This window comes from Brevundimonas sp., from assembly GCF_041919755.1.
GTDB lineage: Bacteria > Pseudomonadota > Alphaproteobacteria > Caulobacterales > Caulobacteraceae > Brevundimonas.
Window position 1 is genome coordinate 265,911 of the sequence record NZ_JAYRTD010000003.1, and the last position, 24,237, is coordinate 290,147.

Consider the following 24,237-nt stretch of genomic DNA (forward strand, 5'->3'; position numbering starts at 1 on the left):
TCTAGGGACGAATATCCTCCAGGGCGTCGATCACGACACCCTCGGTCAACAGCTGGGGCAGGATGCGCGGCTCGTTCGAACCGGGCGCGTAAAGCAGATAGAGCGGAACGCCGGAGCGGCCGTGCCGCTGCAGTTCGGCGGCGATGACGTCGTCGCGCCGGGTCCAGTCGCCGACCAGATAGACGGCATCGGCCTGTTCGATGGCCGCGCCGACCTTGGCGGACGACAGGGAGGTTCGCTCGTTGATCTTGCAGGTCACGCACCAGTCGGCGGTAAAGTTCACCAGCACGGGACGGCCCTCGGCGAGCGCGGATTGAACCGCAGTTTCCGACCACGGGGTGCTGGCCAGTGTGGTGCCGGCCTCGGGCGACGAGTCTGCGGGTAAGGCTGCGGCCGGCACGCGCGCCGCAAGGACCAGTGTGCCTCCGGTCAAGATCAGGGCCAGTACGCCCGACACCAGATGCAGGACCCCGCGTCGGCCGGCCATGCGTTCCGCCTGACCGCCGCCGATCAGCCAGACCCCCGCCGCCAGCGACAGACCGGCCACGAACAGCAGACCCAGAGCATCTGTACCCGACTGGCGTCCGAACACCCAGGCCAGCCACAGGGCCGTGCCATACATCGGAAAGGCCAGCAGCCCCTTCAGCCGCTCCATCCAGGGCCCGGGACGCGGCAGGCGGCTCAGCAGGCCGGGCGTCAGGCTGACGATCACGAAGGGAAGGGCCAGACCCAGCCCAAGTCCTAGGAAGACTCCCAGCGCCAGCGGCCAGGGCATGACCAGTGCTGCGCCCAGCGCGAAGGCCATAAAAGGTGCAGTGCAGGGCGCGGCCACGACCACCGCCAGCACGCCGGTGAAGAAGGCCCCGACGCCGCCGGGCAGCCGCGACAGGGGCCCGGACCCGGCCCCTTGCAGCCCTGCCCCGACATGGAAGACCCCGGACAGATTCAGCGCGACCGCCAGCATCAGCAGCGCCAGACCCGCCGTGACTGGCGGCGACTGCAGCTGAAAGCCCCAGCCCACGGCCTCACCCGCCGCCCGCAGGCCGAGCAGCAGACCGGCCAGCAGCAGGAAGGTCGTCAATACGCCGGCCAGAAACGCGAGGCCGTCGCGCCGGGCCTTGGCCGGCTCATGCGCGGCGGATGCCAGCGACGCCGCCTTCATGGCCAGTATGGGAAAGACGCAGGGCATCAGGTTCAAGATCAGCCCGCCCAGAACGGCGAACAGCAGGGCTTGGGCGAAGACGGCCAGGCTGGTGCCTCCGGCGGTTGGGGCCGCTGCGGGGGCGGATGAAGCGGACGCGTCGGGTGCCGCCGTCAGGGATCCCGAACCGGTCGCGCCGGGCAGGGCGTCCCCGGCCTGGGCTGTGATCTCGAATGCGCCCTGGGCCGTGACGAGGACACCCTGAACAGGCGCGGTGATCCCGGCGGCGCGCGTTGCACCTCCGGGCGTCAGGCGCAGGGTCAGCCCCTGCGGGCCCCACGCTCCGGTCTGGGGTGCGGGATGGCTGATCACGCCCGTGCCGAAGGGGAAGAAATAGCTCGGCCCCGGGTTCTGGCCGGTCAGAGGGCCGCCGGTCGCCGTCAGGACCAGCTGATCGCCCTCAGCTGCGATCCGCGCCGCGATCCCGGCAGGACGGGGGGCCTTTTCCAGCACCGTAGCGATCGCCGTCCCATCGCGTGGGTTCAGGGGTGCAACTTCCTCCCGGATCGGCAGGACCAAGGTCAGGGTCAGTTCGTCGGGCACGCACATCTCGGCGCTGCAGACCAGAAACAGGGCCTCGACCGTCAACGGCAGACTGGTCCCAATCCGCGCACTGGCCGGAATCTCGATCGGCACCGGCAGATAGACCACGCCGGAATAGCCATAGTTCATCAGTCCGGACAGTCGCTGGCGCTCTGGCACCGGCCAGACGATCTCGCCCGCCGTGATGCCTGCGGGCAGGGTCCAACTGAGTGTCGTCGCCCCGCCAGAATCGCCCGGATTGCGCCAATAGGTGTGCCAGCCAGGCTTGATCGTCTGCTTGATCGCGACCACCGCGGTCGAGCCGGGCGCAGCCCAGGCCGACATGGGCACCAGTTCCGCCTCGATCCGCTCCGTCCGCTGCGGGCCGGGCGACGCGACGCGGCTGACCGTCGGTTCCAGCCCAACCTGAGCCGCCGCCTGCACAGGCGACAGACACAACGCCAGCAGGATCAGTAGTTTGACGAAACGTGTCACGAGGCCTCCGTGAGGTATCGACGCGACCTTAGTCGTCCGCGCCGATCCGCGTCCACCGATGCCGGTTCCCGCGCGGCGTCACGTCTCAGGTGCGCGGCGAGGCCTCGACCAGAACTTCGGTCCGCCGGCGCATGGGTTCGTTGACGCCCGCGGTCGTCGCGCCCTCGGCTCCCACGCCGTCCACGTCAAACGCCGGTGCCGGCCAACCCGCCGCTTCCAGTGCCTCGGCCACCGCGATGGCCCGTCGCTCCGACAGGCTCTGATTGGCATTCGCAGCGCCGCTGGCGTCGGCCAGGCCGATCACCTGCACCTTGTCGATGCGGCAGCCCTGAAGCTGTGTCGCCGTCAGCCCGATGGCCTGCCTAGCCACATCCGTCAGCCGCGCCTCGCCCTCGGCGAAATAGACCTCGAACCGCTTGGCCTGACAGGCCGACGGTTCTGCCACGATATCGCTACGGCTCATGGTGGGGGCCAGATTGCACCCCGCCGTCGTCAGCCCAACCGCGACCAGCCCGCCCACCAGAAACATTCTCACAAGCCCACCCTCCATACTCGATCACGCACCGTCGCAGCCCTCGCGCCCCAGCGCCAGCCCCCAGCTACAAAAAGGGCGGCGCGTCTCTCGACCCGCCGCCCTCTTCGTCACATCTACGATTCCAGATTAACGGCGACGCTGGCCGTTTTCCCAGTAGCACTCGTTCTGGCGACCATCGTAGCAGTAGTAGTAGCCGCCGTTGCTGTCGCGGTAGCGCTGCTGGTTGGCACGGTCTTGCGCGGAGCCTCGCACGGCACCGGCTACACCACCGACGGCACCGCCAATCAGGGCACCAGTCGCGGCATTGCCGCCGCCGACATTGTTGCCGATGATGGCACCAGCAACTGCGCCGATACCTGCGCCGATTGCGCCCTGACGGGTCGCTTCATTAGTGCCGCCGTAGCCGTCGCTGGCACATGCGCTGGCCATCATGCCGGCTGCAGCAATAGCGAGAATTGCCTTTTTCATGGTGAATTCCTTTGTTCCCGGGTTCGCCCCTGTCGTCCCAAACGCCAAGTTGCCGCACCGGTTCCGGAAATGGCCAAGGTTATTGCGCAGCCCTCCCCCTAGAAGGCTTATGAGTACGTGGTGTGATCCAATGGTGACGCTGGGCTGAAAAGCACGGAACATCGAGCAGATAAGGACGTTCGGGCGGCATGACAGACATCGAGATCCCCGACAGTTCGGCCACGGTCGACAAGATTGCGAAACCAACGCTGTCCAGCCACGTGCCATTGGGCAAAGTCATTATGCTGGTGAACTCTCTCTCTGGCAGCGTCGGCAATCAGGCTGCGGCCGAAGCCGAGGCGATCTTTGCCGACTATGATTGCGAAGCCGACGTAGTGTCGCTGGAACCCGGGCAGTTCGACGAACAGATCCGCGCGGCCATCCACGCCTGTCCCGACGCGCTGTTCGTGCTGGCCGGCGACGGCACGGCGGGAACCATCGCCTCTCAGGCCGGGCCGAACGGCCCGCTGATCGCGCCCTTGCCGGGCGGCACCATGAATATGCTGCCCAAGGCGCTTTACGGCACCGCCGACTGGAAGGCCGCGCTGCGGCTTGCGCTGGAAGAGGGGGCGGAACAGGATGTAGCGGGCGGCGAGGTCTCTGACGGCGCGGTCAAGCAGGCTTTCTATTGCGCGGCTATTCTGGGCGCTCCAGCGCTGTGGGCACCGGCCCGCGAGGCGATCCGGACCGGCAAGTTCAGCCTGGCCTGGAATCATGCGCGCAAGGCCATGAAGCGGGCCTTTTCCGGGCGGTTGCGGTTCTCGCTGGATGGGGCGGCGACCAGGCGCACAGGGGCGCTGGTACTGATCAGCCCGATGATCTCAAAGGTTATGGACGAGAATACCGGTCTTGAGGCCGCCGCCATGGACCCGACCGATGCGGCCCAGGCATTCCGGCTGGCCGCCCATGCGGTGATGAACGACTGGCGCAATGATCCCTCGGTGACGACCCAATCCACGCGAAGGGTCGAGGTCCGCGCACGATCCAAGATTCCGGCCGTCATCGATGGCGAGCCGCTGATGCTGAAACAGACGGCCAATGTGCGGTTCATCAAGAAGGCGTTTCGCGCCTTGGCCCCCAATCCCCCGGCCGCGGCGGACACCGTTTAATGGGACGTGTTCTTCAATTTTCGGACATCCATTTCGGTTGCGAGCACAAGCAGACGGTCGAGGCAGCGCTGGACTATGCTCACGCCACTCCGTCGGACCTGATCCTGATCACGGGCGACATCACTCAACAGGGCCTGCCTGACGAGTTCGAGGCCGCCGGGCGCTGGATCCGGCGCATGCCCGAGCCCCGCTTCGTCATAGTGGGCAATCACGACGTGCCCTACTGGAGTCTGCTGGCGCGGCTGTTCCGGCCGTGGAAGGCGTTCGAGCGGGCCACCGGCCATCCGGCGCATGACCATCAGTTCCTGAGCCCTGCCGTCATGGTGCGCGGCGTGGTCACGGCCCGCGGGTGGCAGGCGCGGGCCAACTGGTCAAAAGGCGTGATCGATCTGGATCAGACCCGTAAGGCCGCCGAGGCCCTGCGTCAGGCGCCGGTGGGGACATTGCGCATCCTGGCCTGTCACCACCCGCTGGTCGAGATGATCGGCACGCCGATGACCGGCGACGTCAAGCGCGGCGATGCGGCGGCCCTGATCTTTCAGGAAGCAGGGGTCGATCTGATCACCACGGGTCACGTGCATGTGCCGTTCGCCCTGCCCATCGCGCTCGGGGACCGCTGTTCCTATGCTGTCGGGTGCGGGACGCTGTCGCATCGCGAGCGGGGCGCGCCGCCCAGTTTCAACCAGATCGACTGGGACGCCCACACCATTACCGTCACCGTCATGGCGTGGACTGGTGAGCGATTCGAGGCCGACAAGGTCTGGACCCTGCCCCGTCGTCAGGACACGCGAAAGGCCCGTACAGCGCCCGATCCCAACGCCCCTGGCGAACGCGAGATGGCCGCCAGCTGATCGCCGTGTCGGCAAAAAGAGAGGGCCGGCGGATGTCTCCGCCGGCCCTTTTGTCATGTGCTTTAAATGCAGCTCAGTACCGGCGACGACCGTGCGATTTCTCGGTGAAGGCCGCGGCGACCATGGTGGCCAGGGCCGGGTTCCTCAGGAAAATCCAGCCCCCCGCCAGCGCAGCGACAGCACCTAAAATCGGGCGCTCACGGAACAACGAAAAGGCCCGCTGTCCGAGGCCGACCGGCTCGTCATCTTCCTCATGGTCACTGTCGCCCTTCAAATAGACGAGGGTCACGATGAGAGCCGTCAAGGCGAACAGACCAAAGGTAATGGCAGCGGCACCCATTTCGGGAACGACCAGGCAAAGGGCGAAGAAAATGGTTGCGCCCAAAGCCACGATGGCCACGAAGCCTGCACCGGCAGCGATGGCGACGGCGACGGCCTTCTTGACCAGTCCCCTGGCCAACCCCCCGCCGAGCATCAGCGACGACGACCCGACAGGAGCAGGCCCAGCACCACGCCGACGCCCAAAGCGATAGCGGTGGACTGGATCGGACGTTCCTGCACGCGCTCGACGACATATCGCTGGGCTTCGTCGAACCGCTCGGAGGCTTCATCATAGTATTCGCGGCCACGTACGCGGGCGGTGTCGTAATAGCCACGAGCGCGTTCACGCACGACCTCGGCCTGTTCGCGCAACTTCGCCTCGGCTTCCGACGCCTTTGCGCGGACCTTGGCTTCAGCAGCCGTGGCCTTCTCGCGCAGCGCGGCCTTTTCTTCGGCACCCAGCACCTTGAGGTCGTCCTTCAGAGTGTTGAGATCATCTTTGACGGCTGCCCGTGCGGTCTTGTTGTTGGCCATGATGCGAACTCCTGTCGTCAAGCGTGACGGTTAGATAGATAATCTTGCGAGGGAACGCCACTCCACCATCGCGGTTCCCGCAATGCAGCAAGACAAACGCCCTCGTCCGATGGCGCTTCTGGAGCGGTCGCGATAGAAAACGTCATGACCGATTGGCTGTTCCCGCCCGCCCCCACGCCCAGCCTGCCCATCGCCGGGCGCAACGCGCGTTTCCCCGTGCGACGCATCCTTTGTGTCGGTCAGAACTATGCGGCCCATGCGCGCGAGATGGGCCATGAGCGGGCCGAACCCTTCTTCTTTTCCAAGCCGGCGGATGCGGTCGTCACGGACGGGGCCGACCCGGTCTATCCGTCCGCCACCAGCGATCTGCATCACGAGGTCGAGCTGGTCTGCGCCATCGGGCCGGACGGCGACATCGTCGGCTGGGCCGTCGGCTGCGACCTGACGCGCCGCGACCTTCAGGCCGCCGCCAAGGCCAAGGGACGGCCCTGGGATGCGGCCAAGGGTTTCGACCGGTCGGCCCCCTGCGGAGCCCTGACGCTGGGGGCCCTGCCCGACCCGGCGGCGGCGATCGCCCTGACCGTCAACGGCCAGACGCGCCAGTCGGGTCGACTGGACGACATGGTCTGGAGCCCGGCAGAGGTTCTGAAAAAGGCGCGCACGCTGTGGGAGGTGCGCGCGGGGGATCTGATCTTCACCGGCACGCCGGAGGGCGTCGGCCCGCTGGTGCCCGGCGACCGGGTCGAGGCCATGATCGCGGGCCTGTCGCCGCTGTCTTTCACGATGAGGGCCCGATGATCCTGCACGGCTACTGGCGCTCCGGTGCCGCCTATCGCGTCCGTATCGCCCTGGCGTTGAAGGGGATCGCCTATGAGACTCAGGGGCACGATCTGCGCAGCGGGGCCCAGAAGACGGCGGACTATGTCGCGCTGAACCCGCAGGGCATGGTGCCCGCGCTGCAGATCGAGGGCGCGGTCCTGACCCAGAGCCCGGCCATTCTGGAATGGCTGGAGGAGACCCATCCGCAGCCACCCCTGCTGCCCGTCGATCCTCTGGATCGGGCGCGGGTGCGGGCCATGGCGGCGCTGATCGTCTGCGACATCCATCCGCTGAACAATCTGCGGGTCGGCAAGAGCCTGCGCGAGGATTTCGGGGCCGACCAGGCGGCGGTCGATGCCTGGGCCGCGCGCTGGATCGTGCCGGGGTTGACCGCGCTGGAGGCGCTGGTCGCGCGCGACGGCGACGGCTGGTGTTTCGGCAATGCGCCGACGCTCGCCGATGCCTGTCTGATCCCCCAGATCTATTCGGCGCAGCGGTTCAACGTGCCGCTCGACGCCTTTCCCCGCCTGCTGGCCATAGACGCAACAGCCCGCGCGCATCCGGCCTTCATCGCCGCGCATCCGGATCGGCAGCCAGACGCGGACTAACCGCGCTCAACCAGTGATACTCCGCGCGTGGAGCGATAGCGCAGGTCAGGCCAGAAACCGGTCCACGGCTGCGAGGAACCGCGTCGGCTGGTCGATCATGACCATATGCTCGGCCCCCTCGATCCGCTCGAAGGTGGCGGGCGTCGGCAGGCGGGCATAGGCGGCACGGAACAGGGCATCGGTGCGGCTGCGGGCCGAGGACTCGTCCGGGCTCCAGCCATAGGCCACCGTGACGGGCACCCGCACATCGGCCAGCCGGGGCCGCAGATCCACGGTCATGACTTCATACAGGGCTTGGGCCAGCACGCGACGGTCGCCGCCTTGCCAGCCGATGGAGCCGAACAGGGCGTCGCTGGCCCCGCCCAGCTCGACCCCCATCTCCCGCCCCCGCGCCAGCAGGACCTCGTCACCCAGGAACTGCAGGGCCTGATAGGCGACCTGGGCCAGAGGCTCGACATCTGCCGTCGTCGCCCGAGGGCTGATCAGGGCTGGGAAGAAGGGCGAGGAGTCCACGGTCATCAGGCGACCGACCGCGCCACCCGCATCGGCGGCGACACGCACACCGATCTGGCCGCCCATCGAATGGCCGATGATGGCGGGGCGGTTCAGCCGCTGTTCGGCGATGTAACGACGAATCTCATTGGCGATCGAGGCAAGAAGCGGCCCACTGCCGTTATCCTGCGCCTGAAGATCGCCGAAGCCCCGCACGGACACCAGATGCAGCCTGTACCGGCGCTCCAGCCGCGTCGCCGTGCCGCGCCAGACCTCGGCGGTCGAGGCCAGGCCGGGGATCAGGATCAGGTCCGGTCCTTGACCACGAACTGACAGGGCGATGCGGCGGGACTGGAAAGGTGCCTGCGCCCAGGCCGTGCCGCCCGTCGAGCCGGCCAGGATCAGTCCGCCCATCAATCCCAGAATGTCGCGCCTATGTGTCATGTCGCCGTCGTGCCAAGTTCGCGTCGAGGATCGCATTGGGTGACAACGCGAGGGAAGCCGAAATGAGCCAGCCGTCCGACGAAATCGTCCTCTACACCAACCCCATGTCGCGCGGTCGCATCGCGCGCTGGATGCTGGAGGAGGTCGGCCAACCCTATCGCACCGTGGTTCTGGATTACGGCACGACGATGAAGGGCGACGACTATCTGGCCATCAATCCGATGGGCAAGGTACCGGCCATCACCCACCGCGGGGTGACGGTCACCGAATGCGCCGCCGTCTGCGCCTATCTGGCCGATGCCTTTCCGCAGGCCGGCCTGGCCCCGGCATTGGATGACCCGAAACGGGGGACCTATCTGCGCTGGATGTTCTTTGCCGCCGGACCGCTGGAGGCGGCGGTGACGGCCAAGTCGCTGGGTCTGCTGGCTCCGATGGAGAAGTCCGGCATGGTCGGCTATGGCTCGTTCGATCAGGTCGTCGATGCCCTGGAGACGGCGGTCGCCGACGGGCCCTGGATTCTGGGCGACCGCTTTTCGGCGGCGGACGTCTATTTCGGCAGCCAGATCGCCTGGGGCCTGCAGTTCAAGACCTTGCCCGAGCGCAAGGCTTTCAAAGCCTATGCCGGTCGACTGCAATCACGCCAAGCCGCAGAACGGGGCCGGGCGCTGGATGATGCGCTGATGGCACCGGCCTAGGGCCGTATCCGATCAGCCCCGGGTCGAGGCCGGACGCAGGGCCGCGCTCTGAACCTGCGGACGACGTTCGCCACCGGCGGCGCGGATGCGGTCGATGCGGGCCTTTTCGGCGCGGAAGGCGGCCAGATCGGCTCCGGCCAGGACTGTGCCTTCCTCGGTGCGGATGCCGGCGGGATTGATCCGCTGGCCGTTGCGCCAGATTTCATAGTGCAGGTGCGGCCCGGTCGAGGCACCGGTCGAGCCGACATAGGCCACGACCTGGCCCTGACGCACGCGCTGGCCGGCGCGAATGCCCGAACCATAGCGCGACAGGTGGCCATAGCCGCTTTCCAGACCGTTGGAATGGCGGATACGCAGCCAGTTGCCATAGCCGCCCCAGCGCCGTGCCTCGACCACCACACCGTCGGCGGGGGCCACGACCGGCGTGCCGGAAGCGGCGGCGAAGTCGATGCCTTGGTGCATCTTGCGATAGCCGGCGATCGGGTGACGACGGAAGCCGAAGGAGGAGGAGACGCGGAAGCCCCGCTCCAGCGGTGTGCGCATGAAGGCCGAGCGGGTATTCTTGCCCGTGGCGTCAAAATACTGGGCTTCCTTCGCGCCCGCAGGCTGGAAGCGATAGAAGGCCACGCCCTTCAGCTCGGCATACAGCAGACCGTCGGTGGCAATGGTGCGACCCGCCTCAGTGACGGTGCGACCAAAGACATAGGTGAACTGGTCGTTGGAATGGATGTCCCGATCCATGTCGAACTTGTGCGAGAACAGACGTCCGGCCACGCGGGTGATGTCGGCCGGCACCCCGCCGCGACGGGCGGTCCGCGACAGCGAGCCCTCGACCTTGCCGCTCAGAACGACCGTTTCATGCGTGACGCGCTCTTCGAGCGCACGCAGGCGAAGGGCACCGTCGAAGCTGCGCGAGACGGTCACCTGGGTCGCGGGACCTGTGCGCATGGTCAGACCGATCAGGCGGGCATCGCCGCGGCCGCCGCGCGGACGCGAAATGGCGGTCTCGAACTTCTGACCCGCACGCATGGCGGTGACATCGACCGCATTGGACAGGGTGGCGGCGACGGCGGAGGCTTCTTCCGGTGCGATCCCGGTGCGGCGCACGGCCTGTTCGAACGTTTCGCCGCGACGAATCTGGACGGGAACGGCTTCAGGTGCCGTCAAACCGTCCGGGGCGCTGGCGGTCGCTAGGGCATTGGCTTCCAGCATGGCCAGCTGGGCGGCGCTGGGGGGTGGAACAACTTCGGCCTGAGCGGGTTGATATGCACGTCCTGCGAACAGCGCCACCGTCAGCGCGGCCACGGCCGTCATGGCATGTGGCGCAATGCGCATCGGCTGACGACGTGGGTCGAACTGAGCCATCGGTCCCCGAAACATAACGACGCCGGTCGGCGCCAAGCCACTGGTAATCGGTACTCCGCGACGGGCGCTTTGTCCCGTTGCGAGACGGGGCGTATACCCCGTCCGTCCCATGATGGGAAGACAGCATGTTACAAACTGTTAACCGCTGCGACGACATCGGTCAGTTGCGCCGTCGCACTCGCACCCCGGCTGAGCATCTTTCGAGTAGTCGTGGGGTTTTCTTCAAGATCAGCGAGTGCCAAAGAATCCCTTGCCTTGAAGCGTAGCGCAGTGTTGGACAGGTGGCTGATCTGACACTCTACTGTGGTTCGTTCGCAACGGGCCTGATGCTGTTTTCCGGAGCCTGTCTTGTCTGCCGTATTCCCAGAGAATGATTCTCAAGGATGTCGCGTTTGAGCGCGGAGGCTGGCAACGCGGCTACGAAGGTCAAACCCCGCATACGGGTATGGCGACGGCTGGGGCTGGCCCTCGGCGTGCTCGCCGCCATCGTCCTGGTGCTGACAGCTGCGCTTTATCTGAATCGCCGGGCGGCGACGCGTGAGGTGCTGATCGGCTGGCTGGAGCGTCAGGGGGTCGAGGCTGACATGCAGGTCGAGCGGGTTGAGCTGGACGGCATCGTGGCCAGTATCCGCATCGGCGATCCGGCCAATCCCGACGTGATTATCGAGCGGGTCGAGGTCGATTACGCCGTGGCCGCGCCCTGGTCGCGCACCGGCTTGGGGGTGACGCCCAGTCGTATCCGTCTGATCCGCCCCGTCGTGCGGGCCGGCTTCCGGGATGGGGAGCTGACCTTCGGCTCTCTCGATCCGCTGATCGACCGCTTCACTGGCCAGCCTCCTCGTCCCGATAGTCGGGGACCGCTCGTGCTGGTCGAACAGGGGCGGCTGCAGCTGGATACCGACTATGGCCTCGTTACCGTTCTGGCCGATGCGCGGGTCGACAATGGCAAGCTGATGCAGATGAACGCCCGCCTGCCCGAAACCGCCCTGCGCAGCGGCGATATCCAGGCCCAGGGCCTGAAGGCCACGGTTCAACTGTCGACGACGGGCGACCGGGTCGACGTGCGGGCCAGCGTTTCGGCGGATGCGGCCACTGTATCGGGCGTGTCGACCGAGGCGGGGTCCATCAGTCTGACCGGCACTGTGCCCTATCCCGACCTGAAAACGCGCCGTGGTGACGGGGTGGCGAACCTTCAAGCCGTGGTGGCGGCGCGTCGGCTCCGCTCCGGCGCGACAGATGCGCGTGACCTCAGCGCCCGCCTGAGTTTCGAGGGCCAGGTGCAGGGCTGGATCGAAACTTTCGAAATCGACGGTGACACCGCAGCCGACATCCGTGCAGCCCGTCTCGAGGCCGCTGATGCCACCGCGACCGGTGCCCGGCTGGTGCTGGAGCGCAATCCGGTTTCAGTGTCGCGCAACGCCGATGGGCTCGCCTGGCGTGTCGATGGGCCGCTGCAGATGACGGCGGCCCGCGCGTCCGGGGCCGGCCTGGATGGAGAAAGCGTGCGGTTGTCCTCGCGCGCCTTCACCCTCGGCGGTCGAGGTGAGGCCGTGGAGCTCCAGGCCCCTCTGACGCTTCAGGCCCGTCGCCTTACATGGGACGCGCTGTCGCTCAGCGACGTGGATGGGGCGGTCAGCCTCGACGCCGTGGTCGATCAAGGCTTCCGCGTCACCGGCACCGGGCACCTGCGCAGCGCAGGCGGGGCCTGGCCCCTGTTCGGTCTGGCGGCACCCGATGACATCGCCGAACTGGGGGCCATGAAGCGGGCGCTCGGCGATTTCGCCGTCGATATCCCGGCCTTCACGCTTGCGGCCTCTTCGGCCTCCACGCGCGTGACACTGGACCGCCCCGCGACACTGACGCCCAGAAACGGCGGTGTGCTGACGATCAGACCGGCAGCGACACCGATCTACAGCGCCCGCGACGGGCAGGCGGGCGGCGGAGCCCTGTCCCTGACGGCTACGCGCGGTCAGGGTTTGCCGGAAGCGGTCTTCGACATCCCCGCCTGGCGACTGACACCCGGCGGCTTCAACGCGACCCTGGACGGTCGTGCGGCGCTGGACTTCGATCTGGCTAGAGGCATTGCGCTGCAGACGCGCGGCGAGCTGGCCTCGTCCAACGGGCGTCTGACCTATCTAGCCGCCAGCTGCGTCCCCCTGACCGTCGAGCGGCTGGAGCTGGACGATAGCGACGTTACAGCGATCGCCGGCCAGATCTGCCCCGCCGACCGCCCGCTGGTGACCGTGATCGACGGCGGCTGGCGTGCGGAGGGTCTCATCGCGGGCCTGAACGCTTCGGCGCCCTTCCTGGCGCTGAACTTCACCGACGCCAAGGGCAGGTTCGTCGCCACCGGAGGACCGTCCGGCGTGGGGCTGGAGGCACAAGTCGCCTCGGCTCGTGTCGTGGACGCCACCACCCCCGCCCGCTTCAATCCGGTCACGACCCAGGGCTCGGCCCGGCTTGCCAATGAAAACTGGACCGGCACCTTCGATCTGACGCGCCGAGGCACGGCGCTGGGCCGCATGACGCTGGCGCATGACGGGCGGGCCGGGGCGGGTGGTCTGACCATCGATGCGCCGTCCATCGTCTTTGCCGAGAACGGTCTTCAGCCCGACGACCTCAGCCCCCTGGTCTCCGATTTCATCCAGTCGCCCGCCACGGGCTCGGTCGGCTTCCAGGGCCGGATCGACTGGTCGTCGGACACCGACGGTTCCAGCTCGGGTCGCCTGACCATTCCCGGCCTGGACTTCGTCAGTCCCGGTGGTCCGGTGAAGGGCCTGCGCGGCACGGTCGACTTCACCAGCCTTGCCCCCCTGGTCACCGCGCCGGACCAGCGGCTGACCATCGACACCCTGGAATCGGTCGCGCCGATCACGGATGTCGCCGTCACCTTCGACCTGGCCGCCGATGCCTTCATGATCGACGGCGGAGAGATCAACATCGCGGGCGGCAAGGTGACGGTCGAGCCGTTCGCCGTGCCGCTGGATATCTCCAAGGGCTTTTCCGGTGTCATCATCCTGGACCGGGTCCAGCTGGGCGATATCGTGGCCAACTCCGGCTTTGCGGACAAGGTGACGATGGATGCGGTGGTCTCCGGTCGGCTGCCCTATACCTACGACCCGACCAACGGCATCCGCATCCAATCCGGCACGATGGAAGCGGTGCAGCCGGGTCGCTTGTCCATTTCGCGCGACGCGCTGACCGGCGTTCAGGCGGGCGGCGCGGACGGCGAGGTGCCACCCAATACAGTTCAGGACCTGGCGTTCCAGGCCATGGAAAACCTGGCCTTCGACGTCCTGACGGCCCAGCTCAACAGCCTGGACGAAGGCCGGATCGGCGTCATCTTCCACATCAAGGGCCGACACGAGCCGCCGCAGTATCAGGATTTGCGCGTGACAATCCCCGACCTGATCAGCCGCGAATTCCTGAACCGGCCCATCCCCCTGCCGTCCGGCACATCGATCGACCTGACGCTGGATACGACGCTGAACGCCAATGAACTGGCCGGGGATCTGCTGGAGCTCAATCGTTCCCGCAACGGCGAGGTCAGCACACGCCCGCCAGAAGTGGAGCCCGAAGCATCACCCCCGACGCCAGCGCCCGCGGTTCAAGCCGCCACACCATGACGCCCGCACCTTGGCCGTTCAGAACCTGTTCACCCTGCAAGGCGTTATTGGGCGGGGACAGACCTAGACGGAGACCCCTCATGACCCGCAAGCCTTTGACCGTCGCCCTGCTGGGTCTGGCCCTCGTCGGCGCAGCTGCCTGCACCCCGACGATCCGCCTGCAGGTGGACCCGATCCAGATCTATGCGAAACTGGACGCCGACGTCCGCGTTCGTCTCGACAAGGAGCTTCAGGACCTCCTGGTCGAAAATCCCAACCTGTTCTGAATGCGAAAGTTGACCATCATGTCGTTCCGCAAAGCCTTCGTCGTCACCGCCGCCGTTGCCGCGCTCGGTATTGCGGCCGGGGCCGCCCTCGCCCAGACGCCTGCTCAGAAGTCCCTGATCGATGCCGCCAAGGCGCAAGGCACCGTGGGCGAACAGTCCGACGGTTATCTGGGCTTTCGCACCCCGTCGTCCGACGGCTCGCTGACCCAGGCCGTTCAGGCGACCAATGACGCCCGCCGCGCTGCCTATGCCCGCAGTGCGCAGGCTGCCGGGACCGCGCCCGATGTGGCCGCCGCCCGCGCCTTCGAGACCATCGTCCTGCCGCGCATCAGCTCGGGCCAGTGGTACCGCAATGCCTCGGGCCAATGGGTTCAGCGCTAGGCGGGTCTGACGCCGTGGGCACTGTTCGACAGCTGCTGATCGTCCTCTCCGTCGCCTTCGTCTCGACCGTGGCGGTCGGAGCGGCCTGGGTGGCCATCGGCGGTGGCGACCTGCCGATCCACGGCTGGATCGCGCTCAGCCTCGGCACCGCCGGCACCGTCGCCATGACCTGGGTGCTGATGCGGCTGGCCTTTCGCTCCGACCGCGAAGGATGGGACGCCCGCGCCGATGACACCTCCGACCTGAGGCGCAAGTCCCCCGAGGCTTGAGCCCATCGCCACGACGGGCGATAGGTCGCCCATGACCGCACCCGCCGACACGTCCCGCGCCGACATTACCTATGCCGCCTATTTGTCGCTCGACGATCTGCTGGCGACCCAGCACCCGTTATCCGACGAGCACGACGAGATGCTGTTCGTCGTCATCCACCAGACCAAGGAGCTATGGCTCAAGCAGATCTTGCACGAGGTGGCGCAGGCCCAGGCCCTGGTCCGCGCTGGCGATCTGGTCCCCGCCTACAAGAGTCTAGCCCGCGTCAGCCGTATCCAGGCCGTCATGACCATGAGCTGGGACATCCTGGCCACCATGACCCCCGCCGACTATCTGCGATTCCGCGGCGTGCTCGGCTCGTCCTCCGGCTTTCAGAGCGATCAGTTCCGCCGGTTCGAGGCCATGCTGGGCCTGAAGGACGCCCGCTTCCTCAAGTTCCACACCGAACGCCCCGAAGCCCTCGCCGCGCTTCAGGCGGCCATCGACGCGCCCAGCCTGTATGACGACGCCCTGGCCCAGCTGGCGGCGGCCGGCCTGCCTGTGCCCGCTGAGGTGCTGAACCGCGATGTCAGCCAGCCCTATGCGCCGTCGCAAGGCGTCGAGGATGCCTGGCTGGAGGTTTACCGCGACACCACCCGCTGGTGGCCGCTGTATCAGTTGGCGGAAAAGCTGGTCGATCTGGACGACGCCTTGCTGACCTGGCGGCACAAGCATGTGGTGACGGTCGAGCGGATCATCGGCCGCCGTCGCGGCACGGGCGGCACCGAGGGCGTGGCCTATCTGACCGAGACGCTGAAACGCCGCTGCTTTCCCGAGTTGTGGTCGCTGCGCACGGAACTGTAACCGCGCCTAGACGATTTGGGTCATGCTGCGCCGCAACCTCCGCCGTTTCGGGCCGTTCTAGGCTCCTGACATCTGCGGAGACCTCTCATGACCGACGCCAACCGCCACGACATCCAGGTCCTGAATGGCCTGATCCAGTCGATGATCGACAGCGCCGAAAGCTATGGCGAGGCCGCCGCCGAGACCACCAACCCCGAATACGGCGAGCTTTACGCCCGGCGCGAGGCTGAGCGTCGCGCCCTGGCCGAGGACCTGTCCCACCATGTGCGTCTGCTGGGCGGCGAGCCTCAGACGTCGGGCTCCATCATCGCCAAGGCACAGCGCGCCCTGACCGACGTCAAACACGCCCTGATGCGCAATGAGGCGACGGTGGCCGGCGGCCCGGAACAGGCCGAGGACGCCATCAGCGCCCGCTTCGACAAGGCCGTCGCCGACACCGCCATCTCGGCCACCACCCGCGAAACCATCCGCCGCGTCCACGCCGCCATCCGCACCGGCCATGCTGAGATGAGCGAGCTGAAACACACCCTCGAGAGCCGCCAGACCGCCGAGAGCGGGCTGTTTCCGAGCTGATGAAAATGCGTGGGGGCTTCGACTGGATCACGAAAGCGGTCTTCGCCCTTGGCGGGCTTCTGCTCATGGGCATTGCTCTGGGCCTGATGGTCTATGCGCCGATCACTCTGGTGCGCGCTTTCACCCAGACCGAGGGCCTGGACGTCGAGCTGTTCCGCTCGATCGGCTATCTGATCGTCGCCATCGCCGTCTTCGACGTTGCCAAATACATCTTCGAGGAAGAGGTGCTCAGCGATGACGAGCGGCGTAACGCCGCCGAGACGCGGCGGTCACTAACCAAATTCGGTTCCACCATTGTGATCGCGGTCCTTCTGGAAAGTTTGGTCATGACGTTCGAGATTGCGCGCGAGGAGCCTGCCGAGCTGATCTACCCCGTCTTCCTCATGCTGGCCGGCACCGCCCTGTTTCTCGCTCTTGCCATCTTCCAGCGCCTCAGCGCCTCTACCGAGCGCATGGTGCAAGAACGCGACCCGGAAGCGGCCGCGACACCGCCCAAGCCTTCAACACGGAAGCGCGCATGAAAAAGGCCCCGGCGTTTCCACCGGAGCCTTCTTCAATCTCAAACCTATGAAGCGGCTTAGGCTTCGGTGTCGGCGGCCTTTTCGGCGGTGCCGGTTTCCGGAACGGCCACGCCCTTGGCGGGACGCACGGTCTGCTTTTCGGCGATCCGGGCCGACTTGCCGCGACGGTCACGCAGGTAATACAGCTTGGCGCGACGCACGACGCCGCGACGCTTGACCTCGATCGCGTCGATGTTCGGCGACATCAGCGGGAAGACGCGCTCGACGCCCTCGCCGAAGCTGATCTTGCGCACGGTGAAGTTCTCGTTGATCCCGCCACCGGCGCGGGCGATGCAGACGCCCTCGAAGGCCTGGATGCGTTCGCGCTCGCCTTCCTTGATCTTGACCATGACGCGCAGCGTGTCGCCGGGCTGGAAGTCGGGAATGGCGCGTTTTTCGGTCAGGCGGGCTTTTTCTTCCGCCGCGATGGTCTGCAGGATGTTCATTCTATTCTCCTCGAGCTTTGTCGCTCTTTACCTGTGATTTGGCGGAAGCGTGTTCCGCGGTGGTCTTGTCCAGATGCGCCGCCCAGAGGTCCGGCCGTCGCGCCTTCGTCGTCTCTTCCCGCTGCGCCTGACGCCACTCGGCCACCCTGCGGTGGTCGCCCGACACCAGAACCTCGGGTATTTCCAGTCCCTCGAACGTCCGCGGTCGCGTGTACTGCGGATGCTCCAGAAGACCGTCCTCGAAACTCTCCGACGACAGGCTGTCTGCCGCGCCGAGCACTCCGGGGATCAATCGCACGCACGCCTCGATCACCACCATCGCCGCCGCCTCGCCACCGGCCAGGACCGCGTCGCCGACGGCGACTTCCTCGAACCCGCGCGCGTCCAGCACGCGCTGATCCACCCCCTCGAACCGGCCGCACAGGACGGTGATCCCGTCATGCGTCGCCCATTCTTTCACGCGTGCCTGGGTCAGGGGCCGACCCCGGGCACTCATGTACAAAAGCGGCCGCGAAGACCCCGCAACGCTGTCGAGCGCCCGGGCCACCACGTCCGCCTTCAATACGGCTCCGGGTCCGCCACCCGCAGGGGTGTCGTCCAGGAAGCCGCGCTTATCCTCGGAAAAGTCCCGAATGTCCAGCGTCTGCAAGGCCCACAGCCCCTTCTCGCGCCATGCGGTGCCGATCAGGCTCACCCCCAGCGGCCCTGGAAAGGCCTCGGGGAACATGGTCAGGACAGTGGCGGTGAAGGGCGGACGGGTCGTCATGGCGGGGGCACATACACCAAACCTCACCATTCAGCGACCTGTGCGCTCAAGCACCGAGCGACCGCGTCGCGAGCGTTAGCGCCCTAGCAATGTTGCCCCGCTGCCCAGCCCGACGACCAGGCCCACTGGAAATTATAGCCGCCCAGCCAGCCGGTGATGTCGACCGCCTCGCCGATGACGAACAGGCCGGGGACCGAAGTCGCGGCCATGGTCTGCTGGTCCAGTTGGTCTGTCGCCACGCCGCCCAGCGTCACCTCGGCGGTGCGATAGCCCTCGGATCCGACCGGCTTAACGGTCCAGGCGTTCACCGCCTCGTCCAGCCGGCGCAGGGTCTTGTCGCCGATCTCGGCCAGCTTGCCCTTGACGCCTTCTCGTTCGGCGATGCTTTCGGCCAGGCGGCGTGGGACGATGTGGCCCAACGCGGTGTGCAGCATCTGCTTGCCATTCTGCTCCTTGGCGGCCTTCAGCCGGGCATAGACGTTCTCGCCCGGAGCCAGGGCCGCGGTGATCGCCTCGCCCTCGCGCCAGTAGGAGCTGATCTGCAGGATCGACGGACCGGACAGCCCGCGATGGGTAAACAACAGCCCCTCTTTGAAGGTTGGCCTATCGCCCTTCGGGCTGCTTGAGGCCGTTCGAACCTCCGCCTCGACCGACAGGCCGGACAGGGGGGCCAGCTTTTCGAGCAGGCCCGGCTCGAACGTCAGCGGCACCAGGGCGGGGCGGGTCTCGGTGACCCGAAGGCCGAACTGGCGGGCGGTGTCATAGGCCCAGCCGGTGGCCCCCATCTTGGGGATCGACTTGCCGCCGGTGGCCAGCACCAGGGAGGGGCAGCGCACGACCGAGCCGTCCGACAGGGCCGCCTCAAAGCCATCGCCGTGACGTGCCACCCGATCCACGCCCGTGCCCATCTTCAACACCGCCCCGGCGGAGCGCATGTCGTCCGTCAGCATCCGGACGATCTGTTTGGCGCTGTCGTCGCAGAACAGCTGGCCCAGGGTCTTTTCGTGCCAGGCGATGCCGGCGCGATCGACCCGCTTGATGAAGTCGTGCTGGGTGAACCGCTTCAGGGCGCTGGTGGCGAAACGGGGGTTCTCGCCCAGGAAGTTGGCGGGCGTCGTGCCCAGATTGGTGAAGTTGCAGCGCCCGCCGCCCGAGATGCGGATCTTTTCGCCGGGATTGCGGGCGTGATCGACGATCAGGACCGAGCGGCCGCGCCGCCCCGCCTCGGCCGCGCACATCATGCCGGCGGCTCCGGCACCGACGATCAGGACGTCGATGGATCGTAAGGATGAGGCGGCGGATGTGACCATGAGGCCCCATACATCGTCGGAGGTGTCTGGCGAAATGGGCCACCGTAATGGTTTCGCATACCGGCGATTGACTTGGCCGCGGCGTTTTGAATAGCTGCGCTTGTCGGAAGGGGAGAGAGACGATGAAGCGGCTATTGGGGGCGACCGTCGCGGTGGCGGCGATCATGGGGGCGTCGGCGGTGGCGGCGCAGGACTATTCGCTGAGCCCCAACTATGGCGAGGTGCGGCTGAGTTCCGGCTTTTCGCCTGACCCCTATACCGTCTCGGTGACGGCGGGCGGGACGATCGACGCGGCCAAGCTGGGCTCGCCCTGTTCGGGCCGCATCAGCGATGCGCCGGACGTCCAGGTGACCTATTCGCCCGGCAGCCTGCCGCTGATCTTCCGCACGGCGTCGGACAGCGACACGACCCTGGTCGTCAATGCGCCGGACGGCCAGTGGTACTGCGACGACGACGGCTTTACCGACCTGGGGGCCGAGGTGCGGTTCAACAATCCGCGCAGCGGCAACTACGACGTCTGGATCGGCACCTTCGGCGGCGGCACGGCGGCGGCGACGCTGTATGTGACCGAGCTGAACGACGCCAGCGACTATGGCGGCGGCAACTCTGGCGGGGGCGGCACGATCGACGCCAGCCTGACGGCCACCTATGGCGAGGTGCGGCTGAACTCCGGCTTCGCGCCCGACCCGCACCGGGTCAGCCTGACGGCCGGCGGCAGTATCGAGGCCTCGACCGCGGCACGCGATTGCAGCGGCATGGTCGCGGCGGCCCCGGACTATCAGATCACCTATTCGGCCGGCAGCCTGCCGCTGGTGATCCGCACCGAGTCGGGATCGGACACCACCCTGCTGGTCAACGGGCCGGGCGGAGAGTGGTACTGCGACGACGACAGCGGCGGCGGCACCAATGCCCAGGTGCGGCTGAACAAGCCGTCGTCGGGCGTCTACGACATCTGGGTCGGCACCTTCGGCAGCGCCACGGCCTCGGCCAGCCTGCTGATCACCGAGGTGCCCTGAGGGCCCGGCGACCCGCCATCAGGGTCGCCTTTCCACCGCAAGCGGCGAAAAACCGAACCGGCCCCCTGCACAGAGTGGGGGGCCGGGGTCGGCGCGTGGACATTGCGGCCAGGCCTGGGCGGTCAGGCGGCATCGGGGGCGGGGCTGTCAAAGACCGGTCAGGCAGGGCGGGCCCGCGGAGGGCCCGGAGCATTTTATAACCCGGCGAGCCCATAGGACGGGAAAAGGGCGCGGCGCGGGGGGGTAGGGCGGCTTTCGGGGCGGCGTATCGGACAAAATGGGCCACCTGAGGGGTCGGGAAGGGCAACAGGAGCAGGGTCGGGAATCTACCCTTCAGAGAGGGTCGGGGGTGCCGACGTTCGCTGTGGAAAATCAGAACAAAGCAAGAACAACTGTCTTGCCAAGGGATGTGCGGCGGGTCTTGTGTGAGGGCCTCGCCGTCCCCCGCCCAGACACTTGCCCAGAGCCCCGCAAAGAGACCCGTCATGACCGTCAAGCCCGATGCCGCCCCCGATCTGCTGGCCTCGCTGAAGGGCCTGGACCTGACCAGCGCCGACGGCCGCGCCGGCATCCGCACCCTGCTGTCGGAGATCGAGCGCCTGTCGCCCGGCCTGATCCTGCAACAGGCCGCCGGGATTGAGCTGCAACGCGTGGGCATCCGCCGCCCGGCCCGCGAGGCTTCGTGACGGGAGTCCCGCGCTTCGCCTTTAGCTTAGATTATTCCACCTTTGCCCAAGCCGTCCTTTTTGGCTGCTGCTAGCTCCCCCTAATGCGCCTCGTCCCAGTTCGCCGCCGCCCGCGCCTCGACCACCAGCGGCACAGATAGCGCCACGGCCGGTTCCGCCGCCTTTTCCATGACCCGCTTGATCACGGTGATGGCGCGGCCGGCCTCGGCTTCGGGGGCCTCGAAGACCAGTTCGTCGTGGACCTGGAGCAGCATGCGGGTGCTCAGGCCTGCCTCCGCCAGGGCCCCGGGCATGCGCATCATGGCGCGGCGGATGATGTCGGCGGCGGCACCCTGGATGGGGGCGTTGATGGCGGCGCGTTCGCCGAACTGACGCTCGGCGGCGGACTTGGACTGGATGGCCGGGATGTGGATGCGGCGGCCGAAGACGGTGGAGACCGTGCCGGTTTCGCGCACCAGGGCCTTGGTCGCATCCATGTATGTGCGGATGCCGGGGAAGCGTTCGAAATAGGTCTTGATGTAGGCCCCGGCCTCGCCCTGGTCGATGTTCAGCTGATTGGCCAGGCCGAAGGCGGAGATGCCGTAGACGATGCCGAAGTTGATGGCCTTGGCTCGCCTACGGGTCTCGGGGTCCATCTGGTCGACGGGGACGCCGAACATCTCGCTGGCCGTGGCGGTATGGATGTCGATGCCGGCGGCGAAGGCGCGCTTCAGCTCCGGAATGTCGCCGATATGGGCCAAGAGGCGCAGCTCGATCTGGCTGTAGTCGGCTGAAATCAGGACATGGCCGGGCGAGGCGATGAAGGCCTGGCGGATCTGGCGGCCGGTCTCGGTACGGATGGGGATGTTCTGAAGGTTCGGATCGCTGGAGGCCAGGCGGCCGGTGGTGGCGGCGGCGAGCTGATAGCTGGTGTGGACGCGGTCGGTGGTCTTGTCCGCCGCCTCGATCAGGGCGTCGGTATAGGTGCCCTTCAGCTTTGACAGCTGGCGCCAGTCCAGCAGGACGCGCGGCAGGTCGTGGGTGAGGGCGAGCGTCTCCAGCGTGGCGGCGCCGGTCTCCCACTGACCACTGGCGGTCTTCTTGCCGCCGGACAGGTTCAGCTCTCCGAACAGGATGTCGCCGATCTGTTTGGGGCTGCCGATGTTGAAGGGGCGGCCGGCGATCTGATGGGCCTGGGTCTCCAGCTCGGCCATGCGCAGGCCGAACTCGCTCGACAGGCGCTTGAGGCGGTCGGGGTCGACGCGGATGCCGGCCCGCTCCATGTCGGCCAAGACGGCGGGCATGCCGCGCTCTAGCGTCTCATAGACGGTGACCAGACCCTCCTCGGCCAGGCGGGGCTTGAGGACATTCCACAGGCGCAGGGTGACGTCCGCATCCTCGGCCGCATAGCGGGTGGCGGCGACCAGATCGACATGGCGGAAGGATTTCTGGCTCTTGCCGGTGCCCGCCACCTGTTTGAACGGAATGGGGTCGTGGCCCAGGTGCAGGCGCGCCAGCTCGTCCATGCCGTGGCCGTGCAGCCCGCCCTCCAGCACATAGGAGATCAGCATGGTGTCGTCGATGGGGCCCACGCGGATGCCGCGCTGGGCCATGACGGCCAGGTCGTATTTGCCGTTCTGGACGACCTTGAGCACGCCCGGGTCCTCCAACAGGACCTTGAGCCGGGCCAGGGCCGTGGGCTTGTCGATCTGGGTCGGGACGGGGGCGCAGGCGTCGTCATTGTCGGTGCCGCCGAAGTCGAGGCCGCCCGCGCTGGCCGTCGGCTCGGCCTCGTGCGTCAGGGGGATGTAGCAGGCGTCATTGGGCCCGATGGCCAGGGAGATGCCGCACAGGCCTGCATGCGTCGCCGACAGGGCCGAGGTCTCGGTGTCGAAGCCGACGATGCCCGCCTCTGTGGCCCGGGCGATGAAGGCGTCCAGCGCCTCGAGCGACTGGATGCAGACATAGGCGTCCAGGTCAAAGGTCTGGTCGGCGACTGGGGCCGTGGCTTCCTTGGGCGCATAGCGGGGCGTCATGACCGGGGCGGTCAGGGGCTTTGGCCGAACCACGAAGGCGGTCCCCTCCTTGGCCGGGGCCACGCCGTCTCCGACGCGGTTGCGAAGGCTGCGGAACTCCATCTGGTCCAGGAAGTCGCCCAGCACCTGGGGGTCCGGGTGGCGCACGACGAAGTCGTCGATGGGCTCGGGCGCAGGCGCGTCGCAGGTCAGGCGCACCAGCTCGCGGCTGAGCAGGATCTGGTCCTTGAAGTTGATCAGGGTCTCGCGCCGCTTGGGCTGTTTGATCTCGCCGGCGCGCGCCAGAAGCGTGTCCAGGTCGCCGTATTCGTCCAGCAGCTGGGCCGCCGTCTTGGGGCCGATGCCGGGGGCACCGGGGACGTTGTCGACGCTGTCGCCGATCAGGGCCTGAAGGTCGACCATCTTCTCGGGCAGGACGCCGAACTTCTCCATGACCGCATCCTCGGCCAGGCGGCGGTCCTTCATCGGGTCCCACATGATGACCCCGCCGCCGATCAGCTGCATCAGGTCCTTGTCGGAGGAGACGATCACCGCCTCGCCGCCGGCGTCGCGCGCCTTGCAGGCATAGGTGGCGATCAGGTCGTCGGCCTCATAGCCGGGCAGCTCCAGACAGGCGACGCCGAAGGCGGCGGTGGCCTCGCGCACCAGCGGGAACTGGGGGATCAGGTCCTCGGGCGGGGCCGAGCGGTTGGCCTTGTACTGATCGTACAGATCGTTGCGGAAGGTCTTTTCCGAATGGTCGAAGATGGCCACCAGATGGGTCGGGCCGTCCGATCCTTTCATGTCCTGCAACAGCTTCCACAGCATGTTGCAATAGCCCTGGACCGCCCCGACCGGCAGGCCGTCCGACTTGCGCGTCAGCGGCGGCAGGGCGTGATAGGCGCGAAAGATATAGGCCGAGGCGTCGATCATCCACAGCCGCAACGGCGGGCCTTCCTGGGTGAGGGGGCGGTCGGGGGTCTCGGTGGCGGCGTCGGTCAT

At 67.2% G+C, this 24,237-nt stretch carries 25 protein-coding genes; 14 read left to right on the top strand and 11 right to left on the bottom strand.

Going from position 1 to position 24,237, the window contains the following annotated elements; translation table 11 throughout:
• Window position 1: 1 nt before the first annotated feature.
• The 3 genes from ACE3TH_RS06295 to ACE3TH_RS06305 form a co-directional block, all read right to left on the bottom strand.
• Window positions 2–2,218 carry a protein-disulfide reductase DsbD family protein gene (locus ACE3TH_RS06295; RefSeq protein WP_374598411.1) on the bottom strand — a complete coding sequence of 739 codons (2,217 nt, stop codon included), beginning with the start codon at window positions 2,216–2,218 and terminating at the stop codon, window positions 2–4.
• Between the two features lie 85 nt (window positions 2,219–2,303).
• Window positions 2,304–2,747 carry an OmpA family protein gene (locus ACE3TH_RS06300; protein ID WP_374598576.1) on the bottom strand — a complete coding sequence of 148 codons (444 nt, stop codon included), beginning with the start codon at window positions 2,745–2,747 and terminating at the stop codon, window positions 2,304–2,306.
• A gap of 132 nt (window positions 2,748–2,879) precedes the next feature.
• Window positions 2,880–3,221, bottom strand: a complete 342-nt coding sequence (locus ACE3TH_RS06305) for a YMGG-like glycine zipper-containing protein (RefSeq protein ID WP_374598413.1) — start codon at window positions 3,219–3,221, stop codon at window positions 2,880–2,882.
• Window positions 3,222–3,409: 188 nt separating this feature from the next.
• On the opposite strand from ACE3TH_RS06305, the gene ACE3TH_RS06310 reads away from it, so the two are divergent.
• Together ACE3TH_RS06310 and ACE3TH_RS06315 are read left to right on the top strand one after the other, a co-directional pair.
• A complete protein-coding gene (locus tag ACE3TH_RS06310; protein WP_374598415.1) occupies window positions 3,410–4,369 on the top strand; it encodes a diacylglycerol kinase family protein in 960 nt (319 codons plus the stop codon).
• Window positions 4,369–5,220: a metallophosphoesterase gene (locus tag ACE3TH_RS06315; protein WP_374598417.1), complete on the top strand. Its 852-nt coding sequence runs from the start codon at window positions 4,369–4,371 to the stop codon at window positions 5,218–5,220. Before ACE3TH_RS06310 ends, ACE3TH_RS06315 begins: the two co-directional genes overlap by 1 nt.
• A gap of 73 nt (window positions 5,221–5,293) precedes the next feature.
• On the opposite strand, the gene ACE3TH_RS06320 is transcribed toward ACE3TH_RS06315, so the two are convergent.
• Window positions 5,294–5,620 carry a hypothetical protein gene (locus tag ACE3TH_RS06320; protein WP_374598419.1) on the bottom strand — a complete coding sequence of 109 codons (327 nt, stop codon included), beginning with the start codon at window positions 5,618–5,620 and terminating at the stop codon, window positions 5,294–5,296.
• 74 nt (window positions 5,621–5,694) lie between these two features.
• On the bottom strand, window positions 5,695–6,075 hold the full coding sequence (locus tag ACE3TH_RS06325) for a DUF883 domain-containing protein (RefSeq protein ID WP_292172962.1): 381 nt from the start codon (window positions 6,073–6,075) through the stop codon (window positions 5,695–5,697).
• A gap of 144 nt (window positions 6,076–6,219) precedes the next feature.
• Here ACE3TH_RS06325 and ACE3TH_RS06330 point away from each other — a divergent pair, with 144 nt between their 5' ends.
• Together ACE3TH_RS06330 and maiA are read left to right on the top strand one after the other, a co-directional pair.
• On the top strand, window positions 6,220–6,873 hold the full coding sequence (locus ACE3TH_RS06330) for a fumarylacetoacetate hydrolase family protein (RefSeq protein WP_374598421.1): 654 nt from the start codon (window positions 6,220–6,222) through the stop codon (window positions 6,871–6,873).
• Window positions 6,870–7,502 (top strand): maleylacetoacetate isomerase, encoded by a 633-nt coding sequence (maiA, locus tag ACE3TH_RS06335; RefSeq protein ID WP_374598423.1) that lies wholly within the window; start codon window positions 6,870–6,872, stop codon window positions 7,500–7,502. Before ACE3TH_RS06330 ends, maiA begins: the two co-directional genes overlap by 4 nt.
• 45 nt (window positions 7,503–7,547) lie before the next feature.
• Here the strand turns inward: maiA and ACE3TH_RS06340 are convergent, their stop codons facing one another.
• Entirely contained in the window at window positions 7,548–8,438 is an 891-nt protein-coding gene (locus ACE3TH_RS06340; RefSeq protein ID WP_374598425.1) for an alpha/beta fold hydrolase, read from the bottom strand.
• 62 nt (window positions 8,439–8,500) lie between these two features.
• Here ACE3TH_RS06340 and ACE3TH_RS06345 point away from each other — a divergent pair, with 62 nt between their 5' ends.
• Window positions 8,501–9,133, top strand: a complete 633-nt coding sequence (locus tag ACE3TH_RS06345) for a glutathione S-transferase family protein (protein WP_374598427.1) — start codon at window positions 8,501–8,503, stop codon at window positions 9,131–9,133.
• Between the two features lie 12 nt (window positions 9,134–9,145).
• Here ACE3TH_RS06345 and ACE3TH_RS06350 read toward each other — a convergent pair whose 3' ends face one another.
• Complete coding sequence (locus tag ACE3TH_RS06350) at window positions 9,146–10,498, bottom strand: peptidoglycan DD-metalloendopeptidase family protein (RefSeq protein ID WP_374598429.1); 1,353 nt, start codon at window positions 10,496–10,498, stop codon at window positions 9,146–9,148.
• Between the two features lie 383 nt (window positions 10,499–10,881).
• Between ACE3TH_RS06350 and ACE3TH_RS06355 the strand changes: the two genes are divergently transcribed.
• From ACE3TH_RS06355 to ACE3TH_RS06385, 7 genes are all read left to right on the top strand, one after another.
• Window positions 10,882–14,124 (top strand): YdbH domain-containing protein, encoded by a 3,243-nt coding sequence (locus ACE3TH_RS06355; protein WP_374598431.1) that lies wholly within the window; start codon window positions 10,882–10,884, stop codon window positions 14,122–14,124.
• Between the two features lie 80 nt (window positions 14,125–14,204).
• Entirely contained in the window at window positions 14,205–14,390 is a 186-nt protein-coding gene (locus ACE3TH_RS06360; protein WP_296167400.1) for a YnbE family lipoprotein, read from the top strand.
• 18 nt (window positions 14,391–14,408) lie between these two features.
• Complete coding sequence (locus ACE3TH_RS06365; RefSeq protein ID WP_374598434.1) at window positions 14,409–14,771, top strand: DUF1318 domain-containing protein; 363 nt, start codon at window positions 14,409–14,411, stop codon at window positions 14,769–14,771.
• A gap of 14 nt (window positions 14,772–14,785) precedes the next feature.
• On the top strand, window positions 14,786–15,040 hold the full coding sequence (locus tag ACE3TH_RS06370) for a hypothetical protein (protein ID WP_374598435.1): 255 nt from the start codon (window positions 14,786–14,788) through the stop codon (window positions 15,038–15,040).
• Between the two features lie 31 nt (window positions 15,041–15,071).
• On the top strand, window positions 15,072–15,884 hold the full coding sequence (locus tag ACE3TH_RS06375) for a tryptophan 2,3-dioxygenase (RefSeq protein ID WP_374598437.1): 813 nt from the start codon (window positions 15,072–15,074) through the stop codon (window positions 15,882–15,884).
• Between the two features lie 87 nt (window positions 15,885–15,971).
• Window positions 15,972–16,457 carry a PA2169 family four-helix-bundle protein gene (locus ACE3TH_RS06380; RefSeq protein WP_374598439.1) on the top strand — a complete coding sequence of 162 codons (486 nt, stop codon included), beginning with the start codon at window positions 15,972–15,974 and terminating at the stop codon, window positions 16,455–16,457.
• Complete coding sequence (locus tag ACE3TH_RS06385) at window positions 16,457–16,978, top strand: GNAT family acetyltransferase (RefSeq protein ID WP_374598441.1); 522 nt, start codon at window positions 16,457–16,459, stop codon at window positions 16,976–16,978. Before ACE3TH_RS06380 ends, ACE3TH_RS06385 begins: the two co-directional genes overlap by 1 nt.
• A gap of 56 nt (window positions 16,979–17,034) precedes the next feature.
• Here the strand turns inward: ACE3TH_RS06385 and rplS are convergent, their stop codons facing one another.
• The 3 genes from rplS to ACE3TH_RS06400 all read right to left on the bottom strand — a co-directional run bounded on the left by rplS (window position 17,035) and on the right by ACE3TH_RS06400 (window position 19,539).
• The gene (gene rplS / locus ACE3TH_RS06390) at window positions 17,035–17,463 is read right to left on the bottom strand and encodes a 50S ribosomal protein L19 (RefSeq protein WP_296167389.1); all 429 of its coding nucleotides are present in this window, start codon (window positions 17,461–17,463) and stop codon (window positions 17,035–17,037) included.
• Window position 17,464: 1 nt separating this feature from the next.
• Entirely contained in the window at window positions 17,465–18,229 is a 765-nt protein-coding gene (gene trmD / locus ACE3TH_RS06395; RefSeq protein WP_374598443.1) for a tRNA (guanosine(37)-N1)-methyltransferase TrmD, read from the bottom strand.
• Between the two features lie 83 nt (window positions 18,230–18,312).
• On the bottom strand, window positions 18,313–19,539 hold the full coding sequence (locus ACE3TH_RS06400; protein WP_374598445.1) for an NAD(P)/FAD-dependent oxidoreductase: 1,227 nt from the start codon (window positions 19,537–19,539) through the stop codon (window positions 18,313–18,315).
• A 122-nt stretch (window positions 19,540–19,661) separates the two neighbouring features.
• On the opposite strand from ACE3TH_RS06400, the gene ACE3TH_RS06405 reads away from it, so the two are divergent.
• Together ACE3TH_RS06405 and ACE3TH_RS06410 are read left to right on the top strand one after the other, a co-directional pair.
• Complete coding sequence (locus ACE3TH_RS06405) at window positions 19,662–20,555, top strand: hypothetical protein (protein ID WP_374598447.1); 894 nt, start codon at window positions 19,662–19,664, stop codon at window positions 20,553–20,555.
• A gap of 485 nt (window positions 20,556–21,040) precedes the next feature.
• On the top strand, window positions 21,041–21,241 hold the full coding sequence (locus ACE3TH_RS06410) for a hypothetical protein (RefSeq protein ID WP_374598449.1): 201 nt from the start codon (window positions 21,041–21,043) through the stop codon (window positions 21,239–21,241).
• An 80-nt stretch (window positions 21,242–21,321) separates the two neighbouring features.
• On the opposite strand, the gene polA is transcribed toward ACE3TH_RS06410, so the two are convergent.
• Entirely contained in the window at window positions 21,322–24,237 is a 2,916-nt protein-coding gene (polA, locus tag ACE3TH_RS06415; RefSeq protein ID WP_374598451.1) for a DNA polymerase I, read from the bottom strand.

Coding starts and splice junctions, on each gene's coding strand:
- ACE3TH_RS06410 (WP_374598449.1), top strand. CDS start 21,041: ATGACCGTCAAGCCCGATGCCGCCCCCGATCTGCTGGCCTCGCTGAAG.
- ACE3TH_RS06400 (WP_374598445.1), bottom strand. CDS start 19,539: ATGGTCACATCCGCCGCCTCATCCTTACGATCCATCGACGTCCTGATC.
- rplS (WP_296167389.1), bottom strand. CDS start 17,463: ATGAACATCCTGCAGACCATCGCGGCGGAAGAAAAAGCCCGCCTGACC.
- ACE3TH_RS06345 (WP_374598427.1), top strand. CDS start 8,501: ATGAGCCAGCCGTCCGACGAAATCGTCCTCTACACCAACCCCATGTCG.
- ACE3TH_RS06375 (WP_374598437.1), top strand. CDS start 15,072: ATGACCGCACCCGCCGACACGTCCCGCGCCGACATTACCTATGCCGCC.
- ACE3TH_RS06330 (WP_374598421.1), top strand. CDS start 6,220: ATGACCGATTGGCTGTTCCCGCCCGCCCCCACGCCCAGCCTGCCCATC.
- ACE3TH_RS06355 (WP_374598431.1), top strand. CDS start 10,882: ATGTCGCGTTTGAGCGCGGAGGCTGGCAACGCGGCTACGAAGGTCAAA.
- ACE3TH_RS06340 (WP_374598425.1), bottom strand. CDS start 8,438: ATGACACATAGGCGCGACATTCTGGGATTGATGGGCGGACTGATCCTG.
- ACE3TH_RS06305 (WP_374598413.1), bottom strand. CDS start 3,221: ATGAAAAAGGCAATTCTCGCTATTGCTGCAGCCGGCATGATGGCCAGC.
- trmD (WP_374598443.1), bottom strand. CDS start 18,229: ATGACGACCCGTCCGCCCTTCACCGCCACTGTCCTGACCATGTTCCCC.
- ACE3TH_RS06360 (WP_296167400.1), top strand. CDS start 14,205: ATGACCCGCAAGCCTTTGACCGTCGCCCTGCTGGGTCTGGCCCTCGTC.
- ACE3TH_RS06365 (WP_374598434.1), top strand. CDS start 14,409: ATGTCGTTCCGCAAAGCCTTCGTCGTCACCGCCGCCGTTGCCGCGCTC.
- polA (WP_374598451.1), bottom strand. CDS start 24,237: ATGACCGACGCCGCCACCGAGACCCCCGACCGCCCCCTCACCCAGGAA.
- ACE3TH_RS06385 (WP_374598441.1), top strand. CDS start 16,457: ATGAAAATGCGTGGGGGCTTCGACTGGATCACGAAAGCGGTCTTCGCC.
- ACE3TH_RS06315 (WP_374598417.1), top strand. CDS start 4,369: ATGGGACGTGTTCTTCAATTTTCGGACATCCATTTCGGTTGCGAGCAC.
- ACE3TH_RS06325 (WP_292172962.1), bottom strand. CDS start 6,075: ATGGCCAACAACAAGACCGCACGGGCAGCCGTCAAAGATGATCTCAAC.
- ACE3TH_RS06310 (WP_374598415.1), top strand. CDS start 3,410: ATGACAGACATCGAGATCCCCGACAGTTCGGCCACGGTCGACAAGATT.
- ACE3TH_RS06350 (WP_374598429.1), bottom strand. CDS start 10,498: ATGGCTCAGTTCGACCCACGTCGTCAGCCGATGCGCATTGCGCCACAT.
- ACE3TH_RS06300 (WP_374598576.1), bottom strand. CDS start 2,747: ATGTTTCTGGTGGGCGGGCTGGTCGCGGTTGGGCTGACGACGGCGGGG.
- ACE3TH_RS06405 (WP_374598447.1), top strand. CDS start 19,662: ATGAAGCGGCTATTGGGGGCGACCGTCGCGGTGGCGGCGATCATGGGG.
- maiA (WP_374598423.1), top strand. CDS start 6,870: ATGATCCTGCACGGCTACTGGCGCTCCGGTGCCGCCTATCGCGTCCGT.
- ACE3TH_RS06380 (WP_374598439.1), top strand. CDS start 15,972: ATGACCGACGCCAACCGCCACGACATCCAGGTCCTGAATGGCCTGATC.